At 45.6% G+C, this 17466-nt stretch carries 15 protein-coding genes and 2 pseudogenes; 6 read left to right on the top strand and 11 right to left on the bottom strand.

Annotated features, from left to right (window positions below):
• Window positions 1-15: 15 nt before the first annotated feature.
• Window positions 16-426, bottom strand: a complete 411-nt coding sequence (locus tag FJD32_RS15965; RefSeq protein ID WP_037425478.1) for a phosphate ABC transporter substrate-binding protein — start codon at window positions 424-426, stop codon at window positions 16-18.
• A 9-nt stretch (window positions 427-435) separates the two neighbouring features.
• Entirely contained in the window at window positions 436-1512 is a 1077-nt protein-coding gene (locus FJD32_RS15960) for a porin (RefSeq protein WP_088585879.1), read from the bottom strand.
• Window positions 1513-1971: 459 nt separating this feature from the next.
• On the opposite strand from FJD32_RS15960, the gene FJD32_RS15955 reads away from it, so the two are divergent.
• Genes FJD32_RS15955 through FJD32_RS15945 form a run of 3 tightly spaced genes read left to right on the top strand, consistent with a single transcriptional unit; the run spans window position 1972 to window position 3774 of the window.
• Window positions 1972-3111: a transglutaminase domain-containing protein gene (locus tag FJD32_RS15955; protein ID WP_140906901.1), complete on the top strand. Its 1140-nt coding sequence runs from the start codon at window positions 1972-1974 to the stop codon at window positions 3109-3111.
• Window positions 3112-3127: 16 nt separating this feature from the next.
• Window positions 3128-3445 (top strand): mercuric transporter MerT family protein, encoded by a 318-nt coding sequence (locus FJD32_RS15950; protein WP_047540796.1) that lies wholly within the window; start codon window positions 3128-3130, stop codon window positions 3443-3445.
• A complete protein-coding gene (locus FJD32_RS15945) occupies window positions 3442-3774 on the top strand; it encodes a heavy metal-associated domain-containing protein (RefSeq protein WP_051714064.1) in 333 nt (110 codons plus the stop codon). Before FJD32_RS15950 ends, FJD32_RS15945 begins: the two co-directional genes overlap by 4 nt.
• Before the next feature lie 451 nt (window positions 3775-4225).
• Here the strand turns inward: FJD32_RS15945 and FJD32_RS15940 are convergent, their stop codons facing one another.
• The 5 genes from FJD32_RS15940 to FJD32_RS15920 form a co-directional block, all read right to left on the bottom strand.
• Entirely contained in the window at window positions 4226-4969 is a 744-nt protein-coding gene (locus FJD32_RS15940; protein ID WP_037425485.1) for a cupin, read from the bottom strand.
• A 170-nt stretch (window positions 4970-5139) separates the two neighbouring features.
• Window positions 5140-6222 (bottom strand): hypothetical protein, encoded by a 1083-nt coding sequence (locus FJD32_RS15935; protein WP_088585878.1) that lies wholly within the window; start codon window positions 6220-6222, stop codon window positions 5140-5142.
• A gap of 109 nt (window positions 6223-6331) precedes the next feature.
• On the bottom strand, window positions 6332-7465 hold the full coding sequence (locus FJD32_RS15930) for a membrane protein (RefSeq protein WP_037425559.1): 1134 nt from the start codon (window positions 7463-7465) through the stop codon (window positions 6332-6334).
• Window positions 7466-7503: 38 nt separating this feature from the next.
• The gene (locus FJD32_RS15925; RefSeq protein ID WP_088585877.1) at window positions 7504-7875 is read right to left on the bottom strand and encodes a cytochrome c3 family protein; all 372 of its coding nucleotides are present in this window, start codon (window positions 7873-7875) and stop codon (window positions 7504-7506) included.
• A 3-nt stretch (window positions 7876-7878) separates the two neighbouring features.
• Window positions 7879-9399 carry a flavocytochrome c gene (locus tag FJD32_RS15920; protein ID WP_088585876.1) on the bottom strand — a complete coding sequence of 507 codons (1521 nt, stop codon included), beginning with the start codon at window positions 9397-9399 and terminating at the stop codon, window positions 7879-7881.
• A 337-nt stretch (window positions 9400-9736) separates the two neighbouring features.
• On the opposite strand from FJD32_RS15920, the pseudogene FJD32_RS15915 reads away from it, so the two are divergent.
• Window positions 9737-10078: pseudogene (locus tag FJD32_RS15915) on the top strand (TetR/AcrR family transcriptional regulator); the annotation flags it as partial.
• Window positions 10079-10097: 19 nt separating this feature from the next.
• Here the strand turns inward: FJD32_RS15915 and FJD32_RS15910 are convergent.
• Window positions 10098-11711: an IS1634-like element ISShes12 family transposase gene (locus tag FJD32_RS15910; RefSeq protein WP_011715680.1), complete on the bottom strand. Its 1614-nt coding sequence runs from the start codon at window positions 11709-11711 to the stop codon at window positions 10098-10100.
• 88 nt (window positions 11712-11799) lie between these two features.
• Here FJD32_RS15910 and FJD32_RS15905 point away from each other — a divergent pair.
• Window positions 11800-12246: pseudogene (locus FJD32_RS15905) on the top strand (TetR/AcrR family transcriptional regulator); the annotation flags it as partial.
• Window positions 12247-12340: 94 nt separating this feature from the next.
• Here the strand turns inward: FJD32_RS15905 and FJD32_RS15900 are convergent.
• Together FJD32_RS15900 and FJD32_RS15895 are read right to left on the bottom strand one after the other, a co-directional pair.
• Window positions 12341-12940, bottom strand: coding sequence for a response regulator (locus FJD32_RS15900; protein WP_037425499.1), 600 nt, complete (start codon window positions 12938-12940; stop codon window positions 12341-12343).
• A gap of 10 nt (window positions 12941-12950) precedes the next feature.
• Window positions 12951-14720: a PhnD/SsuA/transferrin family substrate-binding protein gene (locus FJD32_RS15895; RefSeq protein WP_088585874.1), complete on the bottom strand. Its 1770-nt coding sequence runs from the start codon at window positions 14718-14720 to the stop codon at window positions 12951-12953.
• 169 nt (window positions 14721-14889) lie between these two features.
• Here FJD32_RS15895 and FJD32_RS15890 point away from each other — a divergent pair, with 169 nt between their 5' ends.
• Window positions 14890-16098 (top strand): IS4-like element IS10A family transposase, encoded by a 1209-nt coding sequence (locus FJD32_RS15890; protein ID WP_001206290.1) that lies wholly within the window; start codon window positions 14890-14892, stop codon window positions 16096-16098.
• A gap of 121 nt (window positions 16099-16219) precedes the next feature.
• Here FJD32_RS15890 and FJD32_RS15885 read toward each other — a convergent pair whose 3' ends face one another.
• On the bottom strand, window positions 16220-17218 hold the full coding sequence (locus tag FJD32_RS15885; RefSeq protein ID WP_224020850.1) for an FAD:protein FMN transferase: 999 nt from the start codon (window positions 17216-17218) through the stop codon (window positions 16220-16222).
• Between the last annotated feature and the right edge of the window lie 248 nt (window positions 17219-17466).

Raw genomic sequence — 17466 nt, 5'->3', positions numbered from 1 at the left:
CTCCGGCACACCAACTTAAAATTCGGCAACCACTTTGACCGAATCATTGGCCTCACTACTATCAATATAGCCAATAATATTGGGGTTTGAAGAAACAAGTTTAATCATTTCTGCCCCACTAGTGACTTCTTTGGGCGGTGTTCCTTTACCGGTAAATACTTTTTGTGACCAATAGGATTTGAGTTGACTCGATGATTTACCTAAGACTTTTGAGTCAAAGGTTTCCCTTAATGGTACGGCACTGTCCAAATTCACTGGAACAGCGGAGGCACCGTTAGGGAAGGTTTTTGTTTTTCCTAGATAAATGTTTTCTATCGCTTTTTGATCAATAGTATCGCCATTGCTCGGATGAACAATTACCACCACGCCTGCCCAAATGGGCATTGATACTAAGCTAAGTAGGATTGAGCAAAGTAATTTTTTCATGTCTCTCTCCTAAAATACCAAGTCAACGCCGAGGCTGATGGATTGCGAGTCTCCCGCGACCTTCATGCCTGGGCCGCCTTCATCTTTTACATCATCGTATTGAATTTTAAAGGCGGCAGAGGGATGGAAATCCCAACGTATACCCGCAGAAGTGGTGTGATGGACTTCACCACCTTCACCATCATTAAAGTCAGAATACGAGACATAAGGCATAACAGATTTTATGCGGTATCCCAATGTGACGAGATAAGTGTCTAGATTACTGCCATCTAGATCCAATCTATTCAGCTCAGATAAAAATAAGAAGTTGTTATAATCGATATTGACCGATAAGCCGTAAAATTTACCTGTTCTTTGTTTATTGCCATTCCATTCTTGTTGTACACCGCCAATATAACGTTCATTGGTATATTGCATATGGGTTAAGCGAATATCCAACCAGTCACGGTTAAATTGTACTACGATGCCGCCAATATCTTTCCAAACTTCACGGGTGTTCTCTAGGAAGAAGAAATCAGAAAGTAATTTATTGGGGTCACTATCTTCACTGCCGTAATAGACCTGTCCTGACATAGTCCATTCACCCATTAAATAGTTATATAATGCGCTGACACCCGTGTAGTTAAAGACTTGCCATGTGTAGTTATCTGCTGGTGGACGGATCCAAGGATAGGCATATCCCACGTCGAAAAAGTCACTGTAATAATAGAGTGGCAGTCTTTTTTTACCGCCTTGTACCGTCCAGTGTTCATTTAATTCGTAGGATAAATAGGCCCACTCAAAATCGGCTGAAAAGTCATCGGCACCTCGGGAAACCACCTGAGCAGTGGCGGATAATCCTTCAAGTAAATCGGCTGAAAATTGAATACCAAAAAGTGTGTCGGGTTTAAAGCTGATATCTTCATCGTATGCGCCCACGAGTGGATAATCAGCTAGGAAGGTTGGGCCAAGGTCAAACTCTGCAACGCCAGTGCCATCTATTACTCTACCCGCAACCACTGAGGCAAAACCTGAAATATTCACTTCGGCTTGGGCACTGGTGGCAAGTAAGAGAGAACAGAGACTGAATAACAGTTTATGTTTCATAGATAAACCTACTTTGTAAGGTATGTGCATTTTTAAGCCTAGAATGAATGTGGTTTTTTACCATTATTTTTGGAACAATTTTGCAACAATCACGTCTAAGTTTCATTTTCCGGCAGAGCTTCAGGGCTTTTTTACTTTGATTTTGATTTATTTGGTGTTTAGTCATTTTGACCATGCATCAGTTAAGAGGCTGTCGAGCCAAACATGGATAAGTAATGTGTGACAACGTTTTTAAGAGTACTGAATTGACCGACCACTAAACGCAATACCTTTGCGACAAAATGTCCCACTTATCTTAACTGTTCTTGCATTTATGTGCTCTTTAAGGGTTTTTTTTGGTACATCGATCCCATTCCCATCCACGACACTATTGAGGTGCAGATGGGACTTTCTATAATCGCTATCAAGTACTTTAGTGGTCTCTTTTTTTCTAATACTTATCCATATAAGGAATGTCTAATGCAAAGGCGTGATTTTTTGAAAGGTGCAGCGATTTTGTCGGCAGCGGGAACCGTGATGCCAGTGTTGGCGGCGTCGACCCAAGCCAGTTCAATGGTCGATAAAGCCTGCGGCCGTCGCCGTTTTACCTTAACCAATACCTATCAATTAGTCGCGCCAGAAGGCTCATCCGGTGTGGTGAAGTTAAGGGTGCCGCTACCCGAAAACACGGCCTTTCAACAGGTTGAAAAACTTAACTTTAGCGGCACTTATCAAGATGCTTATATCAGTGCTTATAACCATTATGGCGCCAAAACCCTGTTTGCGACTTGGCCCGATGCTAAAGGTAAAATGACCTTAACATTAGAATTAGTGATAGAAACCCAAGATTGGGAACCCCTTAAAAGCGGCGAGTTAAGCCATTATCGCGCGCCAGTAAAACCTGAGTATCCTGCTGAAGTGGCCATCTACCTTAAGCCAACCAAGCATATGCCAGTGGACGGTATCGTGAAGCAGACCGCCGATAAGATTGTGGGTAAAGAGACCGAACCACTCAAACAAGCACAACTCATTTATAACTGGGTGAGTGCCAATATGTACCGTGATAACAGTGTGATAGGTTGCGGTAATGGTGATGTGGCAGCGATTCTTGAAAGTGGCAAACTCGGTGGAAAATGTACTGATATCAACTCAGTGTTTGTGGCGCTGATGCGCGCAGTGGGTGTGCCTGCCCGTGAGATGTTTGGTATTCGTTTAGGCCAAGCGATCAAGATGGGGAAATACTCTAAAAAAGCCTTTGGCAGTGCTGATGAAAAAGGGGTTGCCGATGTCACTGGTGGCCAACATTGCCGTGCTATGTTCTACCTTGCTGGTTATGGCTGGTTACCCGCCGATCCTGCGGATGTGACTAAAATGCGCCTCACCGAGAATAAAGAACATAACGACCCTGCTGTGCAAGCGGTGAACGACTACCTATTTGGTAACTGGGAAATGAATTGGGTAGGCTTTAACTATGGCCGTGACTTTGACTTATTCCCAGCCGCAGAGCAGACTCCACTCAACAATTTTGGTTACCCTTACGCTGAAGTGGATGGCGACCCTGTCAATTACTATGAGCCAAAAGTATTTGCCTATGACTACCAGTCAAGCGAACAGCGTTAAACAGCTGTTAGCCACCATGACCGCCGCAGTGATTGCGGCGATCGCCTCCAGCCTTTGTTGTATTGCGCCCTTAATCTATTTAGTGTTTGGCGTCTCTGCCGCGGGGCTGTCGGGGTTATCGAGTTTAGGTTGGTTACAAGTGCCTATGTTGATCCTGTCAACCGGGCTTATCTTGTTTGGGTTTTGGCGTTTGTACTTTGCTAAAAAGCCGCTTTGTACCGGCAAGTTTAGCCGAGGACAAATGTTGCTCATTTACTGGCTTAGCGTGCCGATTGTGTTGGCCTTTCAGCTGTATCCCTTTGTTTTACCTTGGTTGCTTGAGGTGTTTGAATGAAGCCACGATCACGTATCACAGAATTTACCACACGATTAACCACACTATCGACCCTATTAGCCATCACATCATTAGGATTTACGCCCTCCACTTGGGCAGACAATCTGTTGGTCACACTCGATGTTAAAGGCATGACTTGCCCATTATGCGTTACCGTCGTCAATCAAGCCCTGCGCAAAACCGATGGCGTGATTAAGGCCAAAGCCAATTTGAAAACTGAGCAAGCGGTAGTGACAGTCGCTGAGGATTATAACCTCGACAATCTGCTAAAAGCTGTTGATGCCACTGGATACAAAGGCAGCATCAACAAGGTTGAAAAGCAGAGTTGAGAAACTTTTAGCCGTTCGAGTGAGTCGTTAGAGCAGGCTAATCTTGGCTTTCCAGAACGGCTTTTAAGCGCGCAAAGGTTTTCATTGAGTCAGTGGCTAACATCGTTTGATAGGCTGGATTTTGGGCGTGCAACTCATATTGATTCGGCGCTGTTTTTCTAACAACGCGGAGCAAATATTGGTTATCACCCGTATCTTGCTTTATCTGGTGGTGTTGTGGTTTTTTTAAAACGATTCAGATTGCTCTTGCTACAGTTAATATTAAGTCCATTTTGCGTATTTCCTAATAAGTTAAGTCATTTAAGCGGCTTTATATTAAGGCGCACAGCTTGGGTTGACGAGTTTTATTAGGGATTGCAGATGTTAACTATCGTGCTAGCGGGGAATGGCAAGGGGTTAACAGTTGAGTGTTAACCCCTTTTTTTGAAGCGTTTTACTTCGGTTTTTTAAATCATTTTTTGAAGAAGGCTTCGTTGGTGCCGTATGGGCCTAAATCTAAGTCGCGTTTGCGGATGGCATCTACACGGTCGAAGGCTTCTTCGGCCACGCGTAGGTTTTTCACATCTTTACGCCAGTAGTATTTAAATCCATCAAAGTGGGCGTTGTTTGGATACCAGTAAAACACACCTAAACCTTCTTTATTGAGGATTGGGGTGTTGTGAATATGGGCACCAGGAATATAGAAGTACTGACCTTTTGCTAAGGTTTCAAATTTATTGTTTGCCAGTGTTTTACTGGTGCCGTTGACCACGTAGTAACACTCTGGTTGACCATGGAAATGTGGCTCATGGTCGGATTTCAAACCATTGGTGATACCGATAACCATTGGGCTGTCTGAGAGTTCTTTCCAGATATAACCCACTGGTGAGTTTTTAGGATCGCAGTTTTTGGCTTCGAGTACGTTACCGTGGTCATCCAAGGTTTTACAAAAACGTTGGTCTGCAGCAATGCTGTCATTGGGTTTGATGGTGTTAAAGTCGATTTTGCCTGCTTCCCAATCGGCAATGTAGGCTTCGATTTCTGGGTTGCTGCACTGCTCTGGCATGGTGTTTTGCGGCACATAGGGCGTGCTGTCGTACGGCACTGGCGTCATTTGTTGATAGGGCAGTTGCGCATGGTTACATTGTGGGCCTTGAGCCATAACCGCTGTAGACGTTAGTGCGGCTAATCCGAAAAGCATTTTTAATTTCATCATTCCAATCCTATTTTTACATCGCTTAATGGCGATATTGTGTTGGTTATTTTGTTACGTGACTAACAATAAAGTGATTGGTTGATGGTAAAGGTGAATTGGATCACGGCATATTTTGAGTGGCAAACTTATTCGTGACTCTACTCGCGAATAATCTTACCGTCTGAGCCGCTTTACAGCTGCAATTGCATGCTGAGCTGGGCATAGTTGGCCATTCCCTGCTGCGCATAGGGATGGGCTGAGCTGTTGTTATCCTCAATTTGATAGCGGCCCACTTCAATACCTAGGGTGAGTGCTTGGGTTAAATTGGTAAACAGATTCACACCAACGTGGCTGCGATCCGTTTGTTCTCTCTCAGTGCTTGTGTGTCCAAAAAAGAGTGTCGAGCGGGTGTAGTCAGTCCAAAAGTGCCTGTAGGCAAACATGGCTGATGTCGAGGTTTCTAATTCTCCTTCAATAATATCGCGCGCAGCGTCGGTGCCGACATAACGACCTAGGTGGCCGTAGTGCAATTGTAGGCGCAGATCATCTTGGCCAAAGGTAAAGAGTTTGGCAGCAAGGGAGAGCCCGCCAGCCCATTGCGAAGTGCCCGCTGGATCTAAATAACGCACTAAGCCTGAGAGAGACACATTGCCCCACTCGCCGGATTGGTTGTAGCGGGCAATCATATCTGGGATGTAGTCATGGCTGGTATCAATCCAGTCAGGTTTGGCTGCTGTAATGCTGGTTAGCCCATCCGTTTGGGCTTGGGTGCCGTAGGTGTAGGGATTTTCGAGGGCGAATTGCCATTGTTCGGTGCTATAGCGGATAAGTGCTTGTCTTACCATGGCTTGTCCAACTAATGGCCCGCCTAAATCGGCTGTTTCGGCAAAGGTACTGGTATTGACTAAGGTTGACCAGGTTTGCCCGGCGGTGATGCCTTGATAACTGATATAGGCATGCCTAAGCCGTGGACTGTAGGAGTTGGAGATAATCGGATTTCCTTGGCTGGAGCCAACAAAATCGATTTCGGCAAAGGCTTTGGCCTCATCGGTGTTGAGTGTCAAATTAAAGCGGCTTTCTTGGGCGCCAAATTGGGTGCGTTTGCTGTGCTCAACAACTTTGCCTCCACCTGTCCAACTGTCTTGAAAGGCTAGATTTCCTTCAACAAAGCGAGTGTTGGCCTTAATAAAGCCGCCTAATTGCACATCGGCGGCATACAGTGAGGATGAACAGATAAAATAAACAGCAAGTGTAGGTAAATATTGTAGTTTCATCGTTCACTCTATAAGAAAAAAGCATAAAAAAAGCCCTAACGAATAGGGCAAAAAAAGGTATAGCAGTCTAAAACGGCAGGGAGGAGGGACGTCCTAAACTGCGCAAATATTAGAAGTAGTAACCAAAGTTGATGTTGATACGTTTATCCCAATCGTTACCGACTTCTGGTAGGCCAACGTGGTCGTTATTGGCGGTCGAGAAGGTCATGTTTTTACCCATGACAAAGTCAATCATGGTGTAAGTTGGGCCAGCAGAAATCGCCATACCGGTGACGTTTTGCATGCTGTTGTCGTAGCTATCGTCATCAACATCAGGCGTCATTAAACCAAAGTCGTTATAAAACTTAATGCTGCCCCAATCTGTGTTAACCGTTTTGGCAATGTTGATGTTATAGGCTTGGCCTTTTGAGGCGATTTCGTACTGCCAGCTCACCACCGATACGCCAATTTTGTTGTCGTCGATAGCATCTGCAGCATTGTATTCATACTGCATGGCTTGCATTTGTAGGTTCCAGCCGTTGTAGCTGCTGTCTACATGCAGTGCGACGGCATAGCGGTCGCCATTATTACCGGTTTTGCTGTTGTAGATTTGGCCGACCTGTACTGAGCCACCAAAAGTGGTTGCGCCACCTTCGTATTCGGCGGTGTAGGTTTGGCGCACGTTGAGTTGGTTGGTTTCTTCGTTGTTGTATTCAGTGCCATTGATGGTGCCGGTATACAAGTCAGTTGAATAACGCTTGTTTTCGGTTGGGCCGTATTCGGCATTTTTATAAAACGCTAAATCCGTGTGCCAGCCGTTTTTCTCATAGGTCGCTTTTAAGCCGATGTCATGGTCATCTTCAAAGCCTAAATAGTAAGGCAGACCAAACCACCAACTGTTAGAGATAAACTCGCGGTTACCAAAGGGCACTTTGTTGATACCAAATTGCAGTTGCCAGTCTGGATCAATGTTGTAGTAGCCATAACCATACTTGATGTAGTTAGTGCCTGAGGTAAAACGGTATTCCGCCGCTAAACCGAAATCGCCTTTTTTACCATCAAATTTAATCGCGGCCATGTCGAAGTTAAAGTCGCCGCCTTTATCCTTCGATTTTTCATCATAATCGCGATAGCCATAGTTAACGCGCACGGCGCCGCCAACATTGATGCCATCTTCTTGCTCTGCGGCAAAGGCGTTAGTTTGAGATAGTGCGATAGCGGTTGCCACCATGGACAACATAAACCGGGTGGATTTTTTCATCATCATTACCTTTCTTAAGTTTTTGTATTATAAAAATTAAATTACATTTCTTTGAACCAAGTGCGGTGACACTCAGCGCACACTGGAGCCTTTTTCTCATGCTCGCTGTGACAGGCTAAGCAGCTGGCGCCTTCGTTGTAGTGCAGTGATTTGTGTGGATGGGCTTCAGGGATGGCAAGCTTGGACTCATCCACCGCAATACTGGTAATTTCGCCATGACATTCAACGCAGGCCGCATCGGTGGCATTTTGTTTACCCGAACCTTGGTGACACCCTTTACAACCATCTTGGTAGATAAATTCGTGGTTGGTTCTGCCTTGGGTGCTGCCTTTCATCTTGACGAGGTCTCCGGCATTGGCTGCGCCAGTGAACAGAGTTGCAACAACGAGTGTGAGTAGTAATGTTTTCATCATGATTTAGGCCTGCATGTCAGATTTGATGGTTTCAGCAACGATAATTCCCATCGTTAAGCACTCTAGACAAGCTGTTGAACTTAAACGGGTTCCACCGTGAGTTCCGCCTGTCGCTTCGCCGACGGCATAGAGCTTTTTGATGGAGGTCAGTGACTGGCTGTGTATGACTCGCGCACCTAAATCGGTTTTTAAGCCGCCCATGCAGTAGTGCACTTTTGGCCAAATACGCGACACAATAAACGGCGGTTTAAGCTCAACTGCCGTATCCATCATGCGGCCAAATAAAGGGTCGATGCGCTGGGGCACTTGCTTGTTGTACTCGGCAACGGTTTGTTTGAGCTGTGCAACTGGAATATTGAATTGCTTAGCTAATTGCTCAAGGCTATCTACTTTCCAAGCGATTTGGTCACGCACTGCGCGGGTCACTTCTTCTGCACCAACATGATCGTCATGGTTAAAAAACACCACGGGATAGGCGGGTGAGCCATCTGGATGACGGTTTTTCATAATGGCATCGGAGCAGGTTTTTCTATCGGCGCGTTCATTCATAAAACGCTTACCGTCTAACACATTGACTGAAATTCCTTTATGGAAACCAATCGAGAGCAGAGCATTTGACCAGCCAAAGCCGCCTTCATCGGGCGAGCCCCAGTGACCTGTTTGAATAAAGCTCATATGAACCGGAAAAGCACCGTGGGCCATAGCCGTTAGCGTGACTTCGCCAGTTGCGCCGAGTGCATTGGTACAATCTAAGGTTTTATCTAATGCAGGGTCGACCAGTTCACGTAGTACTAAGTTACGTGAGAAACCACCGTGGGCAAGGATAACGGCCTTATTGGCTTTGATGTAGATCGTTTTACCGGTTTTGAGATCCGGAAAGCGATAATTTTGACGCACTTTCAAGCCAACAATCTCTTGGCCATCCATGATGAAGTCTTCAACATAGTGTTGTAAACGGTATTCAACGCCTTCTTTTTTACCTGCTTCGTACAGTTTAGTGGTGATATCGCCACCGACACCGTGCTGAGTGCGGATAGCACGTGCTTTATTGTGGCCACCCACTTGTTGGTTAAAGCCTTCGCGGAATTTGACGCCAGTGTCGATACACAATTGGTAGGCATCGAGGGCGCGATTGGCAATTTGTCGCAGCATGTCGGTATTTTGCATACCGCGGCCAGAAATGATTTGATCCTTCACCAGCTCTTCGGGCGAGTCATCGTTGATCCCTTGAGCTAATTGAATTGGGTTTTTAGGGATAGCTAACCAGCCACCGTTGATCGCAGAGTTGCCCCCGATCACCTGCATTTTTTCTAATACCAGTATCGAGCCTAGACCTTGACGCTTAGCATTTAGTGCGGATGACAGACCCGCAAAACCCGAACCCACGACAATCACATCGCGAGTTTCATCCCATTTAATGTTTGAGGCGCATTCAGTGGCTGATGCTGCACTTGGTAGTGCCGCTGCGATACCACCGACCGCTGCGCCTGCACCTAGCTTTAAAAAACTTCTTCTATCATGCATTTTTTGTTAACCCTCTATGTCAGTTATCAGCAAGATAGAGGTTATGAACCGCGCCTAAGGAGAAGTGAGTCACGACTTTTTTTCAGTGACAATTTTATTCGTGAGTTATCTCGTGAATATCTTTTCTTTGAAGTAGATTGCTTTAATAACGAACGAGATGAAGATAATTTAATCTATGAAAGTATGCTGTTGATAAAATGTAAGTTTGAGGTAACTCACAAAGGTTGGTATTTAAGAGGTTTGGATGTGACCTTTATCCCGATTAACTATTTACTGTCTATAAATATTATTTGTTAGCAACACATAATGTACTTTTTACGTATGTTGGAATAAATGAATGAAATGTCCATCTGATTCACTCTCTATTTTACGTTGTAATCAAATATTGGATGCGGCTGAAAGGCTGATTGAATCACAAGGTATTGTATCATTTAAGTTTTCCCAGCTGGCACATGAGGTTGGATGTTCTACAGGTACTTTATATAAGTTTTTTGAACGTAAAGAAGATGTGTTGGTTTGTTTATTTTTAAGAAGTGCAACATCAAATCACTTACCGATATTTATCCATAAGAATCCAGAGTTAACTGCACAAGAGAAAGTGCTTTTACCGATATTATTTACCTTTGAAACCATTAAGCGCAGTAGTAGCTTTTTTACGCTGCGTTCGGTGTCGGTAAATCCGACTTTCCGCACCTGATTTAGGAATAAATTTGCCGATACCGTTCGCCTAACACGTCGAGAATGATCTGCTGGTCCACTGTGAGTCCTGTGACTTGAGGTGGCGCCTCTCCCAACTGGTACTCGTGCACCCCGCCAAAGCGTAAAAAAATCCACCGCGCAGTCGGTTTTTGCGTGGGTTTCTTTTTCATGTCCGCCACACTCCGGTTCTGCTCTACTAAGCCCTGCCGGATCCGGTGCTCCAGCGCCGCATAAATCATCAGGCTACAGGTCATCACCATCAGCAACGCTTCGATACGTTCCGGTTTTTTAAGATATAACGAGGAGGTTAAAAATTCGGGACTTTTCAGAAACCTAAAACCACGCTCGACATTCTGCTGGGCTTTATAGGTAGCCAACAGCTCAGCCATGGTGAGCGTTTCACTGTGATCATTGGTCGCGAGGATGAACACCCCTGTCTGGTTGCGCGCCTCAGCCACCCGCGCCAAGCTACTTGCGGCTAACCCCTTGATGTGAAATTGGTAGTTCACCGGCATTTCACCCTTTTGGGGCCTTCCGCGCCCTGCATAGATAGGTTCACTCACGACTTCTGCTTCTAGTTGCAGCAGATTTAAGCTGACAGCAAAACGGGCTAATTCAGCCTGCGCATCGGTCTCGCAGGCAAAACGCTGGGCACATAATTTGTTGAAGGCTTTCAGTTCACGCGTGCTGTCTTTCAGTAGGTTTTTGGCTAATGTTTGCTGCTCACGGTGGCTGGCCTGTTCGCTGCGCACCAGCAACCAACGCTGCGCGACGTCGGCATAATTGGCGCTTTGCCAACAGCCATGATAGCCATTGCCCAGCGCAACCAGCGACTGGGTGCCAATGGTTGCCACGGCTCGCTTGGCTTCATTGAGGGTGACAGGCACACGAGTCACGAACAACTGTTGCTGTTGTGCCAGTAGTTGCAAGGTGTCGGCGCAATACAGCGCCGCATCGCCGACCAGATAACGACTCTCCTGCGCGGCCTTGAGACTGCTCAAGTGGCGCCGTACCGTCTGGGCAAAGGCCTTGGTATCATTAATATTACCACTCAAGGCTTGCATGTAGATGGGCAGGCCGGCCTGATTTTCACAGATAAGCTCCAGGATAACCTGGTTTAGCTCTGGCCGATGGTCGCGGCTATAGCCCCGTACCAATTGCAACTTACCGAGCTGCTCGCCATCGGCTTGGTCATAGGCGCCATCGACGTGGAAGCTGGTGATATCGAGGTGTACTGCAGTACTTTTGAGCCCCAATCGTTCAACGACCTGCTCCGCCATCACCTGATAAAGCGTGCTGACATCGGCCTCAAAGAGGGCATCAAGGCAGCGGCCGAGCACATCATCATTGAGGTCATCGGCACAGATCCCCGGGCCAATCAGGCGTTCTACAGGCTTGTTGGCAAAGAATTGCGGGAACATGTGCAAGGTCGAACTATGAAAGCCAAGACCGTTCAGTATCATCGCCACCAACGCTTCACCATGTGAGACTTTGTAGGGCGGCGTTTTGGGTAGCACCGCATCAATCATGCGAGCAATGCCGAGTTCTTGGCAAAGTGCAGCGACCAAACCAAGGTGGTCGAGGTTACGGATAGAGATAGCGGGAGCGGCCATGATGAATTACCTGCAAAAGAGAGTAATAGATCAGAATGACCGATCGCCGTCAAGTTTTTTAAATCGAAAATTAGGTGCGGAATGACGGGTAAATACCATGGTTTGGAAATTGGCGAGTGATGAAAAAGTTGAACGTTTTAAAAAACGTATTAATGCTTTTTGGAGTTGGTTTACAGACTCATTACATTTAGCGGTTGAGAATGGTGAATTAGTCGCCACTCCATTACAAATAAAAGAATTAGTTCAAGGAATTACCTTTTATCTAACGGGAGCTCTGACACAATTTGAAAGTCAATTGATTGCGCCTGAGTTCTTATCTGATCGCCGTGAAACCTGTTATCGACATTTGGCAAACCTGATGGCGCGATACGATTGGAAAACGCCTTTAACCTTTGCGCTGTTTGATTCGTTAGAGGCCAGAACCATCAAGTTTTTTGACCAACATTATCGTGACCATATGACCTGCGCAGCCTGTAGCGCGCTATCAAATACCGACACCAAGGCATTATCTCCCTGTACTCGTCAGTGTGGTTAGGGCGTCCTGCAATTCGGGTTTTATTCCACTCGCAGTGAGCGAGCTTTGTCTCACTGCGACTAAGAATTAGGCTCATTAAATCATAAGCTTAATTTCAAAATTTATGATTGGCTAGCAACCAAGCAAGTTCGGCGGCGTTACTCACCTGCATTTTTTGCATGACTTTTTGCCTATGCAACTCAATGGTTCGCTGCGCGATATCTAGCTCCGCTGCAATGACTTTGTTCATTTTCCCTGCCAGTATGCCTTCCATCACCTGCGTTTCACGCTGGCTGAGGGTGGCGAGTCGATTGGCAATGTCTGATTGCAAATTTTGTTGATGCCATTTTTGCTCAGTATGTTGTTGGGCTTGGGTTAAAAGCTGAAATAGCTTCTCACCATCAACCGGTTTTTCAAGAAAGTTGAGTGCGCCCTGTTGGATGCAGTCTACGGCCATGGCAATGGTGCCGTGACCGGTGAGCATGATGACGCTGATTACACTTTGCACTTGATTTAAATGGCTTAGCAGTGCCACGCCGTCCATACCTGGCATTTTGATGTCGAGCAAAAGTACGGCGGGTTGCTTGATATCAACGCTTTTTAAAAACGTATCCGCAGCGTTAAAGCCTTTGCAGTTAAGCCCCATCCCTTCAAGCATCCAGCTTAACGAATCCAGTACATCTTGATCATCATCTACAAGGTAAAGTGGTGTCATTTGAGCTCTCTTAAACTGATGGCTGGTTGAGTGGCAGGGTGACTTTTACCGTTAACCCCGGCGCGGCGTGCTGTGCTTCAATTTTGCCTTTGTGTTCCTCAATAATGCGTTTGCAGATAACCATGCCTAGGCCAAGCCCTTGGGGTTTTGATGTTTCAAAGGGAAAGAATAAGCGTTCGAGGGCGTTATCACTCAGGCCGCAACCCGAGTCAGTGATATGAATATAGACGCTTTCGCTTGTGGTACCTGTGTCGATAATCAATGACTTATGGGGGCTGTTTTCCATGGCATCTAGGGCATTGCGTAATAAATTCACCAGCACTTGCTGGAGCAAACTGGCATCGGCAAATACGGGTAAGGTTTGTAAGTTGACTTTAGGGCTGAGTTTGAGCCGCTGAAATTCAGGTTGCATCAAGGTCAAGGTTTCTTCTATCACGGCGCGTAAATCACAGGGCTGGTAATCACTGGTTTGTTGGCAAAATGTGCGTAGACGATGGATTGTGGTTTGGGCTCTATCGACTTGGTTGATGACCTTATTGAGCGCGGTAGCAAGTTCGGTTTGGGTGCTATCTAGCCGATATAAACAGCCTTGGGTGAGATAGCGAATACCGGCCAAGGGTTGTTTAAGCTCGTGGGCAATGCCTGAAGCCATTTCGCCCGTCAGCAGTACCCGTTGGGCGCGATAAAACTGTTGTTGTTGCTCGAGTAAGATTTTTTGGGTGTGCTGATGATGGGCTATTTCGGCAGATAAGGCTTGGGTGCGTTTGACCACTAAACGTTTAACCCTTAAGTGGTGAATATAGCCCAGTAGCAAGGCAAAAATGAAGCTTGCACCCCAAGGTAAGGCATTGTGCAGTAATCGCTGCCAGTTAGTGACAAATGGCCATTGCTCTAATTGTTTTAACAGTTCAAATACCGGGCTATCGTCCACGGGAGCCGACCAATATTGATATCTTCCTTGCACCGCCGCTTGGCTCTCTGGGGGTATTTGCAACAGGCTGGTGACCACTTGGGTAGCAAGTTTATGATCTGTATGGCCTAATTTGGTTAAGGCATAGCCGGGATACAACTGGGTGGATACTTCGCAGGCAAAATCAGGATGCGGTTGCTTAAGGACCACTTTTAATTTATTCGCTGGAATGAGTCCTCGCTCTAGTGCATTTTCCAATACGCAGCTAGGTAATATCGCAACATCAGCCTCACCCGATAACAGCATTTGCAATAGTTTTTGCTGTGGAAAACCAATAAAGCGCAGCTGGGGAATATCGCGGTAGGCATTGATGCCTTTGGTTGCCATCGTCGCTGCAAAAATTTGAAATCCGCCAAAGGCTTGTGGGTCGCTTGATACTAACTTTTCATCTTTAAGTTGTGCCCATTGGCTCAGGTTGTTGTCAATTCGCGTGACGATGGCAGAGCCGATGCTTTGTTCGGGTGAATGCACGCGGTTATGGACTAGGGTGAGTAAGTGACTGGTACCATAGTTTTTTTTAAATGCGACCGTGGTGAGGGCATTGCCAATTAAAAAGTCGATACGTTGCTTAGCGAGTGCTTCATCTAATTGAGTTGGCGTTAATGGCGTGAGTTGTACCGGACGATGCAACTGCTGGCTCAGCCAATCAGCAGTAGGTTGCCAATTGGCCATGACTTCATCGGGTTCATTAAACGCCATTATGCCTATTCGCACCGGATCACTTGTATGGCTATCGGCGGCAATGGCTGGCAGCTTAAAGCCGATAAAAAGGGCCAGGATAAACATTAATCGAGTGAAGAATTGATACATGATTTAATCCAGGCTGGGCGATTTCATTTAGTGGTTAACACAACAAGACGTTACAGCATCGCTCTGAAGAATCCCCTGATGATTTACAAATAAATCATCAAATTAGGGTGGAAGCGCATCTTGTTGCATGATCAAATGGTTTCGCCAAAAACTACACTTGGACAACAAGATGCGCGAAGCCAATATCCTACAACATTCTTTACACCAATACTGCCCAGAACTTCACCTAAAACGATTAAACAGCTTGATGCTGGCCTCTAAGGCACTGATTGAATGTAAGACACTGACCTTGACTGAGTTAGGTCGAAATTTACCAACCACGGCCCGAACCAAGCACAACATCAAGCGCATTGATCGTTTGCTCGGCAACACGCATCTGCATCAAGAACGGTTAGCTGTCTACCAATGGCATGCCAGCCTCATCTGTTCTGGTAACCCTATGCCGATTGTGCTCGTCGATTGGTCAGACATCCGAGAGCATAAACGCATCATGGCTCTGCGCGCCTCAATAGCCTTCAATGGCCGCTCTATTACCCTGTATGAGAAGTCCTATCCCCTATCAGAACAATGCTCTAAGGCCTCCCACAACGGTTTTTTAGCGGACTTAGCCAAGATTTTACCTTTGCATGTTACCCCTCTCATCGTGACTGACGCGGGGTTCAAAGTGCCTTGGTACAAAGAGGTTGAGGCGCATGGTTGGTTTTGGCTAAGCCGTATTCGCGGTACAGTTCAATTTGCAGATATTGGCGCTGAAAATTGGCGTGCAGTTCGCAGTACACATGACTTGGCCAACGGTCAAGCGAAGAGCCTGGGTTGTAAGACTTTGACCAAAACTAACCCTATCAATTGCCATCTCACGCTTTATCGTAGCAAACCTAAGGGGCGTACAAATCAGCGTTCAACGAGGACTAATTGCCACCATCCATCGGCAAAAACGTACTCAACATCGGCGAAAGAGCCTTGGGTGTTAGCCAGCAATTTACCACCAGAATCTCGGAGCCCAAAGCAGCTGGTAAACCTGTACGCCAAACGTATGCAAATAGAGGAAACCTTTCGTGACCTCAAAAGCCCGGCATACGGCTTTGGCTTACGCCAAAGTCGTACCAACAGTCCAGAGCGATTCGACATCATCCTACTGATAGCGTTGATGGTTCAATGCCTGTTGTGGCTAGTTGGTTTACACGCACAGCAACAGGGCTGGGATAAGCATTTTCAGGCCAATACCATTGGGCATCGAACGGTACTCTCAACGATTCGCTTGGGATTGGAGGTACTCAGGCGGCCTGATTATCAAATCACGGAGAAAGAATTGCTGGCGGCCTGGGTATTATTCGCCAATCAGTTGCTCAAATATGGCTATGCTATGGCTGATTTATGAGGGGATCCTTCAGAGCATCGCTGTAAAATAGGCTGCGCGATGCTGAGCTGATGGCCAAAAATAGTGGCCATATTATGCCCATTAGTGATTGCTGATGTATTGAGCCGCTTCACACATTAGCCTAAGGGGTGAGTTTAGCGCGATATTGTTCAAATTGTGGGGTGGCGATTTTAGTGCCTTGTTCATCCAGAAACCATACCGCTTCAATATCGCCAATACGCCTTATTAAGGCTTGCGCTTCAGGCATCGGTAATAAAAACAAACTGGTTGAAATCACATCAGCAAGAATGGGTTTATTCTTCATAATAACCGATACTGAGATACCTTCATTTTTCGGATAGAGTGTCGTTGGATCAATAATGTGATGATACTCTTGACCATTCACAGTGTAATAATTGAGATAATTCCCACTCGATACAATGGTTATATCTTCACCTTGAATGATTTCATGGTAAATATCACCGCTATTAATCTCGATATTATCTTTATGTTCTAGTTGATATTTGCGGATTAATGGATTTTCGATTGCTGTAATAAATTGGCGGCCATCTGGGTGGGTGCCAAAATGGCGAATATTTCCACCAGCATTAATCATAAAGGCAGTAATATTATCGGCTTTTAATTGGTCATACACTTTTTCAACCATCCAACCTTTGGCTATACCGCCTAAATCCAGTTTCATTCCTGGTTTCATTTGAATGGTATTATTGTTTACATCGAGTTTTATCTGTTTTATATCAATGTGTTTTGCCGCGTTGGCTAACTCGATATCACTGGGTAGTTCGCATGTGCCGCCCTGTTGGCAACGTTTTCGATAGCTTCGCCAAACTTCTAACACGGGGGCTAAAGCAACGTTAAATCGGCCTTGGGTAATGCTATGCCATTCAATACTGGTTGCTAATAATTCGGTGAGTTTTGCATCGATATGGTGTAATTTTTCAGGATTGTTATTGATAGTCTGGATATTGGTGTAGCCAGGGTAAGTGCTAAAGTTTGATGCTAAATAATGATATTCCTGCACCACATTAAGTGCATGGCATAATGCTGAGTAGGCTTTGTTTTTGTCTGCCTCATAAATATCAATGGTAATGGAAGTGCCAAAATATTTTAACGTATTCATACTGCCTTTTCCGTGCTCATAATTAAATGTTGCATTGGTATTGCAGTCGAATGGTGAAAAAGTCGCATTTGCCATTGTTGGCGTAAAAAAGAGATAAATTAATACAGTAAAAGATAATAAATATTTCATACATCCCCCATCTTGATGACGATTAAATTAGTAGCATGAATTTCAGTTGATGACAGTAATCAATCAGCAAAGTGTTAGCTAACTCAACTATTTTGAATTGAGGTTGGCATATTGCGGTT

This window comes from Shewanella sp. LC6, assembly GCF_006385735.2.
In the GTDB taxonomy this organism is placed as follows: domain Bacteria; phylum Pseudomonadota; class Gammaproteobacteria; order Enterobacterales; family Shewanellaceae; genus Shewanella; species Shewanella xiamenensis.
Note: the sequence above shows the minus strand (reverse complement) of the source record. Positions and strands in the feature narration are given on the sequence as shown.